We start from the raw sequence: 16,212 nt of genomic DNA on the forward strand, positions 1-16,212 counted from the left end.
CCCGAAGAGTCCCGCCGTCCTTCCATGGGCAAGCAGTCGAAAGGGACCAGACTCGCCTCACCGCCTCCCTCCACCGTGCTTTTTGGCGACCTGTTATATGACGCAATATTGAAAATACTTTTCGGCAGATTTGATTGGCACATCGCAGGGCGATCCACTGGACTGGTATTTTGCAGGTTGAAGTCTATATTTATATTGTCTTGTTCGCGAAGTGCTTCCATGCATCATGATCAGAACTCGCACTAAACGAGTGTTATCCATTTCGCTGCTCGTACTGGGCGGCATATTGATGTTTTTCGCGCCCGAAAATATCTGGATCGGCGCAGTTCTTTTCGCCCTCGGTCTTTGTGTGGAAATAGCAGGGCTTGTACTCGGACACCGCAAATAAGAAGATTTAAAGCGTGGGAATGATCGGTATATTCGGGCTTGTGCCAGGTACTCGGCGCGCGGGCCACGAACGCGGCCGGGAGCGCAGGCGAAATTGTGTTTCCGGATCAATTTTTCGCAAGCATAAAAAAACCCGAAAACGGACGAACCGGCTTCGGGTTTCAAGTTTCCACTTACAAAGGAGGGTATCACTTATACGACGTCTATATAATATAACCGCCGAGAATAAAGTCAAGTACAAAAATCCAATATTTTGTTTACGTCAATCGGAAAGATCGATATTTTGCTGTGCGATTTAACAGCTCAGGATCTTTCTGTCCCTGTCATTACACCCAAACCCCTCCGCGCCTGATCAGAAGGCCTATACCCGAGCCCAGCAAATCAACAAACCAACAAACTCAACAAGCATCATTACATAGTCGAAGGCTCCGGAACAGGCATCAGGGCGCCAGACAATCCATACTTTTGGGACCGAAAGAGGAGGCCGCCAAGCTGCCCAGCTTGACAAACCCTCATACCGATCTATAACAACAGTTGCAAAAATCTTTTGCGTTGAAAGAGGTGATGAGTTGAAGACCAATTCGCAAACGTCCATTTTTTTGTTATTGGGGGATATTTCATGGCAGCCAGCACTACTGCTCAAATAACCGACTTCACGCGTGATGTCCTGGGGCGCTACCTTTGCAACGGGCTGGATGAGGCCACGCAAAGTGCGGATGCAGGCACGCGCCCGGATGCCCGTCCATTCGACATCATCATTATTGGCGGCGGCAGCTTCGGCGGAGTCCTTGCGCAGCACCTGTTTCACAATGACACGACCCATAGTCATCGAATTCTGGTGCTGGAAGCAGGGCCCTTTCTTATCCCCGAACACGTGCAGAATCTGCCTATGCTGGGCCTTAATCCGCCGGCGCCCTCCATGACCGATCCGGGTCCTCGAGCGGAGGTTTGGGGGTTGCCCTGGCGAACGGATGTCGAGAAAGGGTTTCCGGGTTTGGCGTACTGTATCGGAGGTCGGTCCCTTTATTTCGGTGGCTGGTCTCCCGAATTGCTGGAAGCCGAAATGGAAAAGTGGCCTGCGACAGTGACCAGCGATCTCAGAAAGCCTAATGGTTATTTCTTTCAGGCGAGCCAGCAGATAGGGACCAGTCAGACCAATGACTATATTCACGGCGCGCTGCATAACGCGCTTCGCAGCATGCTCTTCAATGGGGTTAACAACGGTCTGATTCCCGATGCTGTTCCTCTGGCCGAATTGCCAATGAATCTGGAAACTCCTCCCCCCATTTCCCAGTTCGATATGTACAAGCTCGAAGCGCCGCTTGCCGTACAGGCTGGCACGCCGCGGTCGGGCTATTTCCCGTTCAACAAATTCAGTAGCGTGCCGCTGATGACTGAAGCGAGCCGGGCGGCACAGAGCGAATCGGGCGGTGATGACGTGAAGAAGCGCTTGATGATTATTCCTAACTGCCACATCACGCGCCTATCAAGCGTCCCGGAAGAGAATGGCTGGCGGGTGACGGAAGTGGGGACCAGCCTTGGCAATATTCCGCTACCCAACAATGGGAAAGTCGTCATCGCCTTGGGTACGATCGAGAGTGCCCGTCTCGCAATGGTATCCTTCAATAGTGTGCCGAACGCCGATCTGATGGGTAAAAATCTGATGGCGCACCTGCGCTCGAATCTGACCCTGCGCATCCCGCGTAGCGCATTACCTGAAGGCCTGCCGAATGAGCTTCAAGCTTCGGCGCTCTTCCTCAAGGGACGCTATCAACATCAAAGGACGGACACAAGTTTCAGTTTTCATCATATCCAGATAACCGCAGCCGGTCTGGATCGGCCTACTGCTGACACCGAACCCGAACTATTCAAGAAGATACCAAGCCTAGACTACTTTGCTCCCTTCCTTACCGCTAACGATGACCAGGTTGTTATCACGCTCCGTAGCATTGGCGAAATGGATTCCCAAAACCCGAATAGCGGAATTCATCTCACCGGTTCCGACGAATTTTCGGTTCCGCGTGCCTTTGTGTCGATTAATCCTTCTACCAGGGATATGGCTCTCTGGGATGCAATGGACAAGATGGCGGATGACGCTGCCCTGGTCTTTGCCAACGGTCTGCCTTATGAAGTCATGGTTGATGGAGCTTACCAAAGGGTCGCGGCAAATCAGCCACCCAGCTCGGTAGCGCCATTTGTAAAGCGCAGGGATAAACTCGGTACAACTCATCACGAAGCGGGTACGCTCGCGATGGGCGACAGCCCTCTTGACTCTGTCACCAATACTGACGGCCGTCTTCATTTTTCGCCGAATACTTATGTTATAGGACCCGCGCTATTCCCGACCATAGGCTCTCCTAATCCCATGTTGACCGGTGTGGCACTTGCGCGCCGGATGGGCGATACCATCGTTCCTGCTCCCACACCTTTCCAACCGGAAGCCGGATTTACCTCGGCTTCCAACGGGTATGACATGAGCAAATGGAGCATGTCCAAAATAATTAACCAGGCCCCGGATAAGAGCAATCCGGGACGCTTTTTAATCGTGGATGGAACGTTGGAATATACGACAGGAAATGATCTGGGTTTGCTGTGGTACACGGAGCCGATGCCGCCCAACTACATTCTCAAATTGCAATGGCTGCGGTGGGATGAGGGCGGCAATTCCGGCGTATTTGTGCGATTTCCCAATCCCAATACAAAAGGTTATAGCAACACTGCCTATGTCGCTGTCGACTTCGGGTTTGAGGTACAGATAGACGAATTGGGAATGCCCGATGGTGTGGATAAGCGTTTGACGGGCGCCATCTACAATGAAGATAATCAGGATTTCACCCGTCAACAAGCGAAACCTGCTGGTCAGTGGAACGACTTCGAAATTGTGGTGGAGGGGCAGACCTACACGGTGTTTCTCAACGGGCAGCAAACCACACGATTTACTAACAGCAATCCGGCGCGGGGTCTACCTGGCACAGCGAACGACCCCGGCTATATTGGATTTCAAGGCCATTTGGGATCGCGTGTCGCATTCCGCAACATCCGCTTCAGGCCCTTGCCCTAGCCAAATGGGGCCGAGAAGGTTCTACTGTTTGACAGGAGAAAAACATGTCCGATCTGGTGGTAATAGGATTTGAAAACACGCAAAAGGCAGAGGAAGTTTTATGGAGGCTTAGGGCGCTCAAAAGGCAAAACCTCATAGATCTTTACGATGCGGTTGTTGTTGTTCGCGACGAAGAGGGCGAGATTCACCTCAAGCAAAGCATCAACCTTGCCCACTACGATGCATCTGCCGGCCTGCTCTCGGGCGGACTCCTCGGTACTTTCGTGGGGATGCTCTTCCTGAATCCGGCTGCCGGGTTTTTGATCGGCACGATGGTAGGCGCGGGTGCGGGAGCGCTGTCGGGTGCTCTTTCGGATTATGGTATTCCGGATGATTTCATTACTTCATTAGGCGAGACAATTCCCCCCAACTCATCGGCGCTCTTCATCCTTGCCCGAAAAGTGGATCCAGAAAAGGTTCTGGCTGAACTTTCCGATGTTAAAGGCAAGGTCCTGCGGACAACTCTATCGCCAGATCAGGAGAGGAGATTTCGGGAAGTGCTTGCGGGCTCAACAGCGGCAGCAAAGGCGTAACCTGGCGAGAATTCAACAACGTCAAAAGCCGGACAAAACGCGGCCGAGAAACCATACCGCGAAGTCATGGTCCAAGCTTGCAAAAACATGAGGAGCTTCCCATGAAACGACGCGCCATTCTGCAAAGTCTTGCCACACTGACAGTGCTGCCGTTGATTTCGGCCTGCTCCGGCGGCAAGACCGCCGCAAATACGCCTACAGTGATAACGGTGCAGCCTTTGGACAAGCCGCATGAAGAATGGCGTGGCCTGGTTTCGCCTGCAGCCTATCGGGTGCTGTTTGAGGAAGAGACGGAACCTCCCGGCAGTAGCCCGCTGAATCGCGAAGATCGCGAGGGAACCTTTATTTGCGCCGCGTGCTATCTGCCGTTATTCGATAGCGCAAACAAATTTGAAAGCGGAACGGGATGGCCCAGTTTCACCCAGCCGATCGCAGGGCACATGGAAACAAGGCGCGATTTCAAGATGATTCTGCCGCGGACCGAATACCATTGCGCACGCTGCGGGGGCCACCAAGGCCACGTGTTTAAGGACGGGCCTCCGCCCAGAGGAGAACGCTGGTGCAACAACGGGCTGGCACTCCGGTTTGTGCCAAAAAGTGAAAAGCTGCCGGCGCTCAGGGGTTGATCAGCGTCGGACTATCAATGCACAAGCTATCCACATCTCACAATGCGGCCGCCGCCATTCACCTTATTCGCCGCGCCTTCGGCAGCTTCCTGCTGGGTCTGGTGATGGTTATGTTTGCAGCATGCGAACAACCGGCCGCGCGCAACCAATCAGCAGCGGTTCCCGCCGCCAGCTCATCCGTCAATTTAAACGAAGAATCTTCCGACACAGGGATCGCCACCTTTGCCGGCGGTTGCTTTTGGTGCACGGAGGCGGATTTCGATAAGGTGCCGGGTGTAATATCCACTACATCCGGGTACATCGGCGGCAAGGTGGTCAATCCCACTTATAAGCAGGTGTCTTCCGGTAAAACGGGACATATTGAAGCAGTGCAGGTACGCTTCGATCCTGAAAAGACGAGTTTTGCCAAGCTGTTGGATGCCTTCTGGCCGACAATTGACCCCCTTACGCCCAACCGGCAATTTTGCGACGGCGGCTCGCAATATCGAAGCGCCATCTTCTATCACAATGACGATCAGCGGTGGCAGGCCGAGGCGTCCAAGGCCGAACTTGAAGCTTCCGGCCGCTTTGCGCAGCCGATCGTAACCGAAATTTTACCCGCGACGGAATTTTATCCTGCGGAGGAATACCATCAAGACTATTACATCAAGAATCCGATCCGCTATTCGTACTACCGCAGCAACTGCGGCAGGGATGCACGACTGGCCGAAGTATGGGGTACTTCACGATGATCGGTGCCAGTGAGTCAGGAATCCTCGGGCCTCACTCTCGCGGAGCCGTCCTCGTTATTTTTGACGGCTACAATTACTGATGTGCCTCTGCATTACCCCCATTACAACGTTCAACATACCTCTTTTTCTATCATAATCTATCGGTCTAGCTAATTTCTCTAGGTCGGGCTATGCTCGACAATCAAAACTTCTGTCGGGCATAGCCCGACCTACTTCTGATAGCCTGTTCATATGCATCGTCTTGCTCGCGCGAATCCGAATCCCTTAACTTCCTTAGCGTACAACGTTTAAGGCTGGGCCCGGGTTTGGTTCTGGGGTTGGGGCTGCTAGAGGCATGGTTCCGTCGCGTCTCGATCTCAGCTCTTCAGTATCCATGTCCATGATTCTTGGATCTTTAGCGGATGAGTCCGTAAAGGGTGCATCATCGGTCTGGAGATCTTTGGTCTTTGCGTTCCTGACCTTTGAATCTTTCGTCTTGCTCTCTCTGGTTTTTACCAGTTTCGCCTTCGCGCCCTTGGTCTCGCTGGATGTATCTTCCCGCTTGCTTGAATCTTTGACAGCGTCGTGTTTCACCTTCAGGTTATTGCTCAGGGCCGCGTAATTGCGAGACTCGTTCTGCATCTGGGAATACAACTGCGTATATTGCGTATTGTAGGAAGTGCGCGCCATTTCCAGTTGACGTAATTTGGTTTCCAACTGGCGCCGGTTGTGAGAGCTGTCCTTGATTTCAGCGGTTTTAGCGGCCAACGAGACCTCTTGGATTTTTTGATTCAACTGCTTGTACAATTGGGCCATGTTGTTGGCAGCGGTACTGTACCGCCGGTGATGTATCTCCATTTTTTCGAAATCTGTCAGCGGGTCGCCCATGGGGTGTGAAGCTTGCTCAGACACATCAGTGGCTACCGGCTCCTGTTGCGCCTCTTCTGCAAAAGCACTGGATAAGCACGGCCCGAATACCAGCGCAATCAAAGTAGCGTACCGCGTCAATAAGCTTCCGATATTGCCGCCGATATTGCTGATAGGGCAAGTCATGGATGAACTCCCGAATGTATTTATGCTTCTCAGTCTTTTCATAACACTATGCGACGTTTGGTTTCTCGAACAGTATACCTGAATGCGGGTTTCCGATTTCCAGGACCTCGGGAATCGGTTTTTTTGGCTTAAAGTAAAAACCGTCCGATTTAGTGAAATAGGGATACAGACGAGGCCGCGACGCTATTACCTATCTCAAGTATAGGCTAAACTTCGCCATATCTTTATGGACGGCTTCCTTCCGATGTACAAATGACCATTGGCGACAATCGGCCGAACCAGCAGGTTTCGCGAATGACGGCTCCTGGAACAACCAGGGGTAAATTCATCACGCTCGAAGGCATAGACGGGGCGGGCAAGAGCACGCATCTAAGCTGGCTCGAAGGTATTTTGCGGGACCGAGGAAAAACCGTTATCGTGACGCGCGAGCCGGGCGGCACGCCTTTGGGCGAAACGTTGCGCGAACTTCTGCTTTACCGTAGTCAGGCAATGCATGCGGAAACCGAGGCCCTGCTGATGTTCGCCGCAAGGCGCGAACATTTGGACAAGGTCATTCTGCCGGCGCTGGATCGCGGCGATTGGGTAATTTCAGACCGTTTCACCGATGCCAGTTTTGCCTATCAAGGCGGGGGCAGGGGCTTGGCAACGCAAAAACTCGATGAGCTCGAATATTGGGTCCAGGGAGAATTTCAACCTGACCTCACCCTTTATTTCGATGTAACAGTTGAAGTAGGGAGGAAACGAATAAATGCCATCAAGGCAGCGGACCGCTTTGAAAAAGAACAGGATGAGTTTTTCCAGAAAGTGCGGGACGCATATCTGGAAAGGGCGCATAAATTCCCCCAGCGGATACGTGTGATAGACGCTAACCAGTCTCTGGAGGAAGTTAAGAAATCAGTTGAGATTATCATTCTATCTATCTGTTAGATGTCTATTTATTCCTGGCAAAAAGAGGTTTGGCGAAAATTGGCGGAGCAAGCCCGAGGCAACAGTCAAGGGAGCAGCATGTCATCTGCTCACGCTGTATTGCTGCGGGGAAGGAAAGGGCTCGGCAAGTTGGCATTTGCGACTGCGCTGGCTAAATCCCGACTGTGCGTAACTCCGTCTGTTGAAGGTGAGGCATGCCGAAGTTGCCTAAGCTGTAGATGGTTTGAACAGGGGAGCCATCCCGATTTTCGCCTCGTCGAGCCCCAGGCACTATCAACCCTTTCGACAATATCGGGCACAGCCGATGACATTAGAGACGATGATGGCGCCGATACCGAGGCGAGGAGCACTACCAGGACCGCCGCGGATGCCGGAACAGAATCGGGTGGTGCAAAAACCGGAAAAAAACCCAGTAAACAGATCAGTGTCGCGCAAATACGCGAACTTGCCGATTTCATCAATATATCCAGCCACCAAAACGGTTATAAAATCATTCTGATCCACCCGGCTGAAACCATGAATCCGGCCGCCGCGAATGCGTTGCTGAAGAGCCTGGAAGAGCCGCCTCTGCGAACGCTATTCATCCTGGTATCGCATCACGCACAATTTTTACTGCCGACCATCCGCAGCCGCTGCCGCCAAATTCCGATGCCCACGCCTGACCCCGCGACGGCTATTGCCTGGCTTCAACAGCAGGAGGTCAAAGATCCGGAAACGTGTCTCGCTTCCGCTGGCTACGCCCCGTTGGCGGCGCTGGAATTCAATGATGAAAATTATCTGGAACGGCACGGCGCTTTCGTCAAACAGATCAGCACGCGGGATAATTTCAATCCCATCGTTCTGGCGGAGGAAATGCAGAAATCAGACCTGCCAACCGTGGTCAACTGGTTGCAAAAATGGTGCTATGATCTAATGAGCTTTCATCTGACCAGCAAAATCCGCTATCATCTGGATAGGACTGCCGTCATTAAATCACTCGCCTCCGGCATTGATCCGCACGCAATGGCAACTTATTTACGGACGCTGGCTGAAACGCAACAGTTGGCAAGCCATCCACTCAACCCTCGATTGTTCCTGGAAGAATTGCTGTTTTCCTACGCCACGGTACTATCTCTAGGCACGGAGCTACCAAAGCGAATGAATTGAGAATGAATTGACTGAAAGAATATAACTGCAATGCGTTCAATCCCATCGCCATTCCGTATCTATTTGTCCAGACATGTTTGTTGATTCCCATTGTCATCTCGATTTTCCGGATCTTTCCGGCAATCTCGATGAGCTGCTCGAAAGAATGCGGGACAATAGTGTTACCCATGCACTTTGCGTGAGCGTTAATCTGGAAGATTTTCCCCGAGTATTGGTGTTGGCGGAAATGCATCCCAACCTGTTTGCTTCTGTCGGCGTTCATCCTGATTATGAAAACCTGACCGAACCGCAGGCGGCGCAACTGGCATCGCTGGCGGATCATCCCAAGGTCATCGCCATCGGTGAAACGGGGCTGGATTACTTTCGCCTCAAAGGCGATCTGGAGTGGCAGCGAGAGCGTTTCCGTCAGCATATCCGCGCAGCCCGGCAATGTGCCAAGCCGCTTATCATCCACACCCGTGAGGCTGCAGCTGATACCTTGCGCATCATGGCGGAGGAGGGCGCGGACAGCGTCGGCGGGGTAATGCATTGCTTTACGGAAAGCTGGGAAGTGGCGCAGCAAGCAATGGAGATGAATTTTTATATCTCTTTTTCCGGTATTGTTACTTTCAAGAACGCGGTTGCGCTAAAGGATGTGGCCAGAAAAATCAGACTGGAGAGAATGCTGATAGAAACCGATTCACCTTATCTCGCCCCGGTACCTCATCGCGGCAAAATGAATCAGCCGGCATTTGTGCGGCATGTTGCCGAAGAGATAGCGGCATTGCGTGGTATCAGCGTTGACGAAGTGGGTACAGCCACTACCGATAATTTTTTCAACTTATTCAAGGCGGCCTGAACCATGAACTCATCTAGAAAGGCATTTTTCGTGGCGGGGCTGGTGCTTGCTGTTTGCCTGTCCCAGCAGCCGACGGCTATTGCCGGGGTCTATGAAGATCTACGCTGGGCAATTGAAGACAATAACACTGGTGACGTAGCAAAATTGCTTTCCCAGGGCGCTGACCCCAACACGCCCGAAGAGCAGGGGAATACCCTCCTGATGGTTGCGGTCCGCAATAAAAATGCCGCGCTCGTCGATCTGTTGATAAAGGCCGGTGCCAAGCTCAACCTGCGCAATAGATATGGTGAAACCGCCATCATGCTGGCCAGCTATAACGGTCTTGGCGATATTGTTGAAAAACTATATGTCAAGGGGGCGGAAATCAACCATAAAGGATGGAACCCCTTGATTTACGCAGCATCCGGCGGTCATCCAGGCATCGTCCAATTATTATTGGAAGGGGGTGTTCAGGTCAATTCCATTTCCGATAATGGGACGACCGCGTTAATGATGGCGGCAAGAGGCAATCACCTGGATGCAGTCAGGGTCCTCCTGAAAAACGGCGCCGATCCCAACATCAAAAATGAATGGGACAAAACCGCCCTTGAATGGGCCTTGAGCAAGGGAAATGATGAAGTCGCCGAATTATTGAAAACCAACGGCGCCAAAAAATAACCCGCGATGCTTCCTTTCAGGCTTCCTTTCGGGGTAACTACAGTTAACTGCGAATCGCATGAGCACGACCGGTTTCAATCATTATAATTTGCGCGCTTCACGTGAGCTGATGGACAAGCTCAAAGCGTTCTATTGTGACATCGTGGGTCTCACCGAAGGTCAGCGGCCGCGTTTTGAGAGTTTCGGCTATTGGCTTTATGCGGGCGATCAATGCGTTCTCCACCTGAGTCAGGCAAAGCCGGATGAGATACGTCTTACGCACGTGACCACAACCTTTGATCATGTGGCGTTTACCTGCACTAATCGCGCCGAGATGGAAGCGCGCCTGAAGCAGCACAATATTGAATTCAGGACGGGCCAAGTGCCTGCATTGGGCATAACTCAGCTATTCTTCAAGGATCCGGCGGGGAACGGGTTAGAGCTGAGCTTTGCTGAAGCCCCCGATTGATATTTGGCGGGCAAGGGAAAATATAATTATCAACCTGCTCGATTGCCTGACCCTTCATTCGCGCTGTATCACTGCGTTCAAACTGGCAGCGCAGCCCTCGTAAAATAAGCTGGCCATCACCGGCTTTCAGTACAGGCACGTCAAGCGAAATCACAAGGAAACAATGCACGTAACCCCCGCAGACAAAAGGTACCCACAAACTTGCGAAGAGCAGCGCAGCCGTATTCATCCGCAAACACTGCAATGACGAAACCGCTACAGGATAAAGTCGCCATTATCACCGGCTCATCACGTGGCATAGGCGCTGAGATCGCCCGCTCCCTGGCGGGGGCCGGCGCCAAAGTCGTTGTCAACTACGCAGGAAATCAGAAAGCTGCGGAGATGTTGTGCGCTGCGATAACGGAAGCAGGAGGCGAATCGCTGGCTGTAAAAGCGGACATCAGTGATCCAACTGAGGTTCGGATGCTATTTGATGCGGCAATCGAGCGCTACAAGCGCCTGGATATTCTTGTCAACAATGCGGGCGTGCTTCTTTCCAAAAGAATTGCCGATATAAGTGACGAGGAATTCGACCGCGTCTTGAACATTAACGTGAAGGGCGTTTTCTATGCTTTGCGGGAAGCCGCCACCCGCATGGCGGATGGCGGACGGGTGGTGAGCGTCTCCAGCACTGTGACGCGGTTGATGCTACCCAATTACGGCGCATATGCGGCCAGTAAAGGCGGAGTCGAACAATTGACGCGCGTCTTCGCGAAAGAAATGGGCGAACGCGGCATTACCGCCAACATCATTTCGCCGGGGCCGGTCAATACCGAAATGTTTACTGCCGGAAAAAGCGAGGAAACGATCAAACGGATGGCCGCCATGTCCTTTACTGGACGCGTGGGCGAGCCGAAGGATATCGCCCGTGTAGTGCTTTTTCTGGTCAGCGATGAAGCCGGTTGGGTTACTGGGCAAAATATTAGCGCGAGCGGCGGCGCGGCATAAACTGCAACCCGGCACAGGATGCGCAGGGGGCAAAACGCAACCGATCAAACGGCTAGGATCATGAGGCGACGGGTTAGTTCATATGAGATGCGAATGAAGCGTCCCTTTCACTCCACTCATTCTGTCAAGAAATGCCAGGAAGGCCATGCAAAAAGAGGAATCGCAACAAATTCTCCTACGCGATAGAAAGCCGGAAAACGTACGGGCACTTGAAGCCCACTCAGATTACTAACTGATCTGCTCCGCTTTCCGGTTTTTTTCCTATGCTTCCTATCCCCTGGCATTTCACTCTATCCATCATCATGCAGAAGTCCCTTATCTGCATGCAATCGAGAGCCCATTCTCCGGGTTCTGATTCCCGTATCGCGTCTTCCATTGTCAATGCAGCGGCATCCCAGTGACCATGCGCAATCTCCACCATGGCAATTTTGCACCGTGTTACTTGCGCCGGCGGTGCCGTCATCAAAACTTCGTGTATCGTTTTCACGGCGACCTCCTTGCTCAAATACCCCTCCTATAACTTTGACCAAATCCGCTGCTTCATGTTCCGCTAACCGAGGCGGTTACAGAAAATGGGAATCATACGTAAAACTTCCTTTTTCAAGACCCCATACATGTCCAGCGTTTTTGTTTCCTAAGTGTGGCTAATGTGTGACGGCGAACAGTAGCAGTCCTGTACATAAGATAAAAACATGGATGCGCCGGCCACTCGCTTGACACGAGACGGATACGGCGTGCGTGTACGCGTCACCCTCAGGCAGAATGATATTGGGCGATACCGCGCCACTGCCTGCTGTCAGGAAAACCGGATGGCGTTAACGGTTCCATAACGGCTTGCCAGAGATGCTGCGCTTGCTCATATGGCAGAGCTTCCTCAACGATGGGATGGCAAGGATGGACTCGGTCGCGCTGCCACTATCCAAGCAGAAAGGAGGAAGTATAAATGCCGTTTACCTCGAATTCGGATCTGCTTACCGCTATCGCGTTTACTCTCTTCTACAGCGGAGCCGTACTTGCGCAATCGTCCGGTTGCTGCGGCACAGCAGTTGCAACGAATGACAGCAGCATCGGTAGCGGCCGCTATCTGATGCCGAGCCCCGTCTGCAATGGATGCCACACATCAGGCGATGGCTCTGCCCCGAGTAATGCTCAGCAGTTCAAATTGGGTGCGGTCGATTTCCCAACTTCAGCCAAATCCAAAAAAACACAAATCAGGTTTCTTCGCGGGATCATCGCCCTTCATTCCTTCTCGTACGAACTGGCGCTGGATGAGTTTCGCGCGTCCACGGAGATCGAACCGGATTTTATGATGGGCTACTGGGGCGAAGCGATGACATACAACCAACCGCTCTGGGGAAAGCAAGACTTCGAGGCGGCACGAGAGGTGCTTGCAAAAATAGAGAACCTTCCAGGATCGACCTCAAGGGAGCGTATGTATTTGCATGCGGTGAAAGCATTATACGGCGAGGGCGATAAGATCGCTCGCGATAAGGCCTATGCAACAGCAATGGAAAAGATCTACCGGGAGTATCCGGATGACCTGGAGGCGGCATCGTTTTTGGCGCTTGCTTTGCTTGGAAGCGTCCGGCCCGAGGACCCTGCCGCTTTGCGCACCCGCATGCGCGCAGGCGCAATTGCGTTGGAGGTTACCCGCAAAAAACCTGATCACCCCGGCGCCACGCACTACGTCCTCCATGCGTTTGACGATCCCGACCACGCAATCCTGGCGCTTCCGGCGGCCCGGCGTTATGCCGATATCGCGCCCGATGCACCTCATGCCCTGCATATGCCCGCTCACATCTACCTGCAATTAGGGGCGTGGGTGGACGCCGCTTCAACACAGGAAGCGTTATGGGTACAAGAAAAAAATCTTTCCATTGCCAATCGCGACTACCACAATCTTTATTGGCTGTTCTACGTCTATTTACAGCAAGGCCGCTACAACAGGGCAGAAGAATTGCTTGACCTGATGCGAAAAAGCCTGATGGAGGGCCCTGGAGATGACATGTCCTTTGTCGGCTACGGAACTTTCATCTATTCCGGTATGGCTGCTGCTTTCATTGTTGAAACCGAACGCTGGGATTTGGCCGAACAGCTAATTGATCCGCTTCAGCAGAACGCCGCACATTTGATTGACGCGATAGAGCACGCTTCCGGCCCGTTTCAGGCAGCAGCCAAGTACGTCCGGGCGCTATGGATATTCTCGCGTGGTATGGCGGCCGCGAAGAAGAACTCGCGAGACGCCAGGAAAAGTATTGATGAGCTAGCAGCGATGGAACAGCGAGTCGGCACAGGAGATTTAATTGGTATCGGTTTGCCTTTGCCGATGGTATTGAAAGTTCAAAAACTGGAAATTGCGGCGGTCGCAAGTGCTTCCGAAGATAAATGGGATGAGGCTATCGAGAACATGGAGAAAGCAATTGCCACGGAAGAATTGGTCCCGCCCACCCCGGGACCACCTCCACTGATCAAACCCCCGCACGAACTGTTCGGTGAAATCCTGTTAAAGGCAGACCGCGTCGCGGAAGCTGACAAACAGTTTGGCGCAGCACTTCTCCGACATCCAAATCGGGCACGTTCCCTACTAGGTGCTGCGCGCACCGCTGCGCGGCAAGGAGATCAAGAGGACGCTACAAGCTTCTACTCCCAGTTTGTACGTCAGTGGCTGGGTGACAAAAGGCTGCCGGAGCTGGAAGAAGCCCTGAAGTACTTGAAGCAGGGCACCGCACAGTAGAGAGTATCTCTACGGACTGACTATGGCCAATGAACTCGACAGCCCAGCCCAAGCCGACAGAAGTAATGGTATTTAAGCATTTATTATTAATATATTATCTATATTATCTATAATTAACATTAGCATGAAACATGTACCATTCTTCCAGTCTGAAAAATATCGGCGATCAGCAGCGTTTTGCATTTATCATAACCGAGGGAAATAATCCCCGGAGGCTGATATGAATACCGACGATTCTCTGATAATCGTCATACATCTTGTCGCGGCACTGACAGCAGGCGGCATAATCGGCCTTGAAAGAAGCCTGCACGGTCATCCTGCCGGTTTCAGAACTCACGCGCTCGTATGCCTCGCATCCAGCTTGCTGATGCTGGTGACGCTATTTCAAGAGAAGTGGTTGCCAAGCGTGCCGATTGATTCCATACGGATGGATCCGACCCGAATGGCCCAAGGAATTATGACCGGCATAGGTTTTCTCGGTGCGGGTGTGATTTTCAAAGAGGGCCTGAGTGTCCGAGGATTGACCACTGCTGCTTCGATCTGGATCACGGCCGGCATTGGCATTTTGATGGGGATAGGATTTTTCCTGCCTGGGATACTCGGAACCGTCCTCACCTTCGGCGTTCTCTCGCTGTTTCGTCTGATTGAAAACAAACTGCCTAGCCAGTCCTATGCGCAATATCACGTCAGCTTCGATAGAAACAATGTAATGCCGGAGAATGAAGTCAGAACACTCGTGGCTGACCACGGGTTTGAGATAGCCACCATGAGTTATCGTGTTACTCAGGCTGGACTGTTCGAGTATCGTATGGATATACGAAGTACAAATCCTGGCAGAGCTTCTGCTCTAGCAGAAGTGTTGCGCACTATGGCGTCAGTGCGGGAATTCCGCATCTCCACGACGGGTAGTTAAGCAGCTAATAATGACATCACATGCTTAATCCTGTACCGTGTGCATGGGTATCGTGTGATAACTACACCCCTCAAAGATCAGGATCAATCCTATCGTTTTTTTTTGACAATGGAGAAAGATCATGAATACTAAAACTACCGCAGCAACAGCCGAAGCCGAGATCCGCCAACTGGTGGATACGTGGCTGAAAGCGGCCAAAACCAAGGACATCAATGGAATTATGTCATCCTACGCGCCGGATGTTCTCGCGTTCGATGCAATATCCCAACTGCAATTCAAGGGAGCGGAGGCATACAGAAAACACTGGGAAGCGTGTCTTTCCATGTGTTCAACCGGCGAGATGATCTTTGAGATTCATGATCTCGAAATTGTGGCGGCGGATGACGTAGCTTTCTCTCATTGCCTCAACTGGTGCGGTGGAAAAGATGAAAACGGCCAGGAGAAGGCAGGTTGGATGCGCATGACGACCTGTTATCGCAAGACAAGCGGAAAATGGAAAATCGTGCATGAACATTTTTCGGTACCCTTCGATATGGAGAGTGGCCGGGCATTGTTCGATCTCAAACCATAGCATCAGGAAATAAATTTATCCGGCGGCATATCTAGCGAGCCTAGGCTCGTTCGCTTTACGGTTGAGTGAGGACCAGCCAATGAAGCAATCCGAAGACCCGCATTTCCAATTTGAAATCAAGCGGAGAAACTATCATGCAATTCATGCTATTGGTCAAAGCCGACAAAAACACGGAGGCAGGCATTATGCCCAGCGAAAAGCTCCTGACTGACATGGGAAAATACAACGAGGAGATGGTTGAGGCGGGTGTGCTGCTCGCGGCCGGGGGACTCCACCCAAGTGCGAAGGGCGCGCGTGTCAGATTCTCGGGTGAGAAACGAACCGTGATCGAAGGACCCTTTCCGGAGCCAAAAAAGCTGATTGCGGGCTTCTGGCTGATCCAGGTGAAATCCAAGGAAGAAGCTATCGAATGGGTCAAGCGGTGCCCCAATCCAACGGAAGGAAGAGCGGAAATCGAAATTCGCCAGGTATTCGAAGCGGATGACTTCGGTGTCGAGTTCACTCCCGAACTCCGGGAGCAAGAGAAGCGTATGCAGGCGCAAATGTCCGCCCAGAACAAACCCGGTTCTTGAAATGGACGAT

The 16,212-nt window shown here is 52.2% G+C and carries 16 protein-coding genes; 14 read left to right on the plus strand and 2 right to left on the minus strand.

Going from position 1 to position 16,212, the window contains the following annotated elements; all coding sequences use genetic code 11:
* Positions 1-1,006 precede the first annotated feature (1,006 nt).
* The 4 genes from BMX66_RS01335 to msrA all read left to right on the plus strand — a co-directional run bounded on the left by BMX66_RS01335 (position 1,007) and on the right by msrA (position 5,377).
* A complete protein-coding gene (locus BMX66_RS01335) occupies positions 1,007-3,448 on the plus strand; it encodes a 3-keto-alpha-glucoside-1,2-lyase-like domain-containing protein (RefSeq protein ID WP_090877642.1) in 2,442 nt (813 codons plus the stop codon).
* Positions 3,449-3,492: 44 nt separating this feature from the next.
* On the plus strand, positions 3,493-4,020 hold the full coding sequence (locus BMX66_RS01340) for a DUF1269 domain-containing protein (RefSeq protein WP_090877644.1): 528 nt from the start codon (positions 3,493-3,495) through the stop codon (positions 4,018-4,020).
* Positions 4,021-4,121: 101 nt separating this feature from the next.
* Positions 4,122-4,646, plus strand: a complete 525-nt coding sequence (gene msrB, locus BMX66_RS01345) for a peptide-methionine (R)-S-oxide reductase MsrB (RefSeq protein ID WP_090877646.1) — start codon at positions 4,122-4,124, stop codon at positions 4,644-4,646.
* 17 nt (positions 4,647-4,663) lie between these two features.
* Complete coding sequence (gene msrA / locus BMX66_RS01350; protein WP_255398744.1) at positions 4,664-5,377, plus strand: peptide-methionine (S)-S-oxide reductase MsrA; 714 nt, start codon at positions 4,664-4,666, stop codon at positions 5,375-5,377.
* Positions 5,378-5,650: 273 nt separating this feature from the next.
* On the opposite strand, the gene BMX66_RS01355 is transcribed toward msrA, so the two are convergent.
* Complete coding sequence (locus BMX66_RS01355; RefSeq protein ID WP_090877648.1) at positions 5,651-6,409, minus strand: hypothetical protein; 759 nt, start codon at positions 6,407-6,409, stop codon at positions 5,651-5,653.
* Between the two features lie 294 nt (positions 6,410-6,703).
* Here BMX66_RS01355 and tmk point away from each other — a divergent pair, with 294 nt between their 5' ends.
* The 6 genes from tmk (at position 6,704) to BMX66_RS01385 (ending at position 11,412) form a co-directional block, all read left to right on the plus strand.
* Positions 6,704-7,336: a dTMP kinase gene (gene tmk / locus BMX66_RS01360; protein WP_090879656.1), complete on the plus strand. Its 633-nt coding sequence runs from the start codon at positions 6,704-6,706 to the stop codon at positions 7,334-7,336.
* A 78-nt stretch (positions 7,337-7,414) separates the two neighbouring features.
* Positions 7,415-8,482 (plus strand): DNA polymerase III subunit delta', encoded by a 1,068-nt coding sequence (gene holB / locus BMX66_RS01365; protein ID WP_255398745.1) that lies wholly within the window; start codon positions 7,415-7,417, stop codon positions 8,480-8,482.
* A gap of 73 nt (positions 8,483-8,555) precedes the next feature.
* Complete coding sequence (locus tag BMX66_RS01370) at positions 8,556-9,320, plus strand: TatD family hydrolase (RefSeq protein ID WP_090877652.1); 765 nt, start codon at positions 8,556-8,558, stop codon at positions 9,318-9,320.
* 3 nt (positions 9,321-9,323) lie between these two features.
* A complete protein-coding gene (locus BMX66_RS01375) occupies positions 9,324-9,977 on the plus strand; it encodes an ankyrin repeat domain-containing protein (protein WP_090877654.1) in 654 nt (217 codons plus the stop codon).
* 58 nt (positions 9,978-10,035) lie between these two features.
* Positions 10,036-10,425 carry a VOC family protein gene (locus BMX66_RS01380; protein WP_090877656.1) on the plus strand — a complete coding sequence of 130 codons (390 nt, stop codon included), beginning with the start codon at positions 10,036-10,038 and terminating at the stop codon, positions 10,423-10,425.
* A 243-nt stretch (positions 10,426-10,668) separates the two neighbouring features.
* Positions 10,669-11,412, plus strand: a complete 744-nt coding sequence (locus tag BMX66_RS01385) for an SDR family oxidoreductase (protein WP_090877658.1) — start codon at positions 10,669-10,671, stop codon at positions 11,410-11,412.
* Positions 11,413-11,632: 220 nt separating this feature from the next.
* Here the strand turns inward: BMX66_RS01385 and BMX66_RS01390 are convergent, their stop codons facing one another.
* Positions 11,633-11,899 carry a hypothetical protein gene (locus BMX66_RS01390; protein WP_143058174.1) on the minus strand — a complete coding sequence of 89 codons (267 nt, stop codon included), beginning with the start codon at positions 11,897-11,899 and terminating at the stop codon, positions 11,633-11,635.
* 456 nt (positions 11,900-12,355) lie between these two features.
* On the opposite strand from BMX66_RS01390, the gene BMX66_RS01395 reads away from it, so the two are divergent.
* The 4 genes from BMX66_RS01395 to BMX66_RS01410 all read left to right on the plus strand — a co-directional run bounded on the left by BMX66_RS01395 (position 12,356) and on the right by BMX66_RS01410 (position 16,202).
* A complete protein-coding gene (locus BMX66_RS01395) occupies positions 12,356-14,146 on the plus strand; it encodes a tetratricopeptide repeat protein (protein ID WP_090877663.1) in 1,791 nt (596 codons plus the stop codon).
* Between the two features lie 220 nt (positions 14,147-14,366).
* Entirely contained in the window at positions 14,367-15,059 is a 693-nt protein-coding gene (locus tag BMX66_RS01400) for an MgtC/SapB family protein (protein ID WP_090877664.1), read from the plus strand.
* Between the two features lie 121 nt (positions 15,060-15,180).
* Positions 15,181-15,630 carry a YybH family protein gene (locus tag BMX66_RS01405; RefSeq protein WP_090877666.1) on the plus strand — a complete coding sequence of 150 codons (450 nt, stop codon included), beginning with the start codon at positions 15,181-15,183 and terminating at the stop codon, positions 15,628-15,630.
* 134 nt (positions 15,631-15,764) lie between these two features.
* A complete protein-coding gene (locus BMX66_RS01410) occupies positions 15,765-16,202 on the plus strand; it encodes a YciI family protein (RefSeq protein ID WP_090877668.1) in 438 nt (145 codons plus the stop codon).
* Positions 16,203-16,212 lie beyond the last annotated feature (10 nt).

Origin of the sequence: Nitrosovibrio sp. Nv6 (assembly GCF_900110495.1) — a bacterium.
Classification (GTDB): Bacteria; Pseudomonadota; Gammaproteobacteria; order Burkholderiales; family Nitrosomonadaceae; genus Nitrosospira.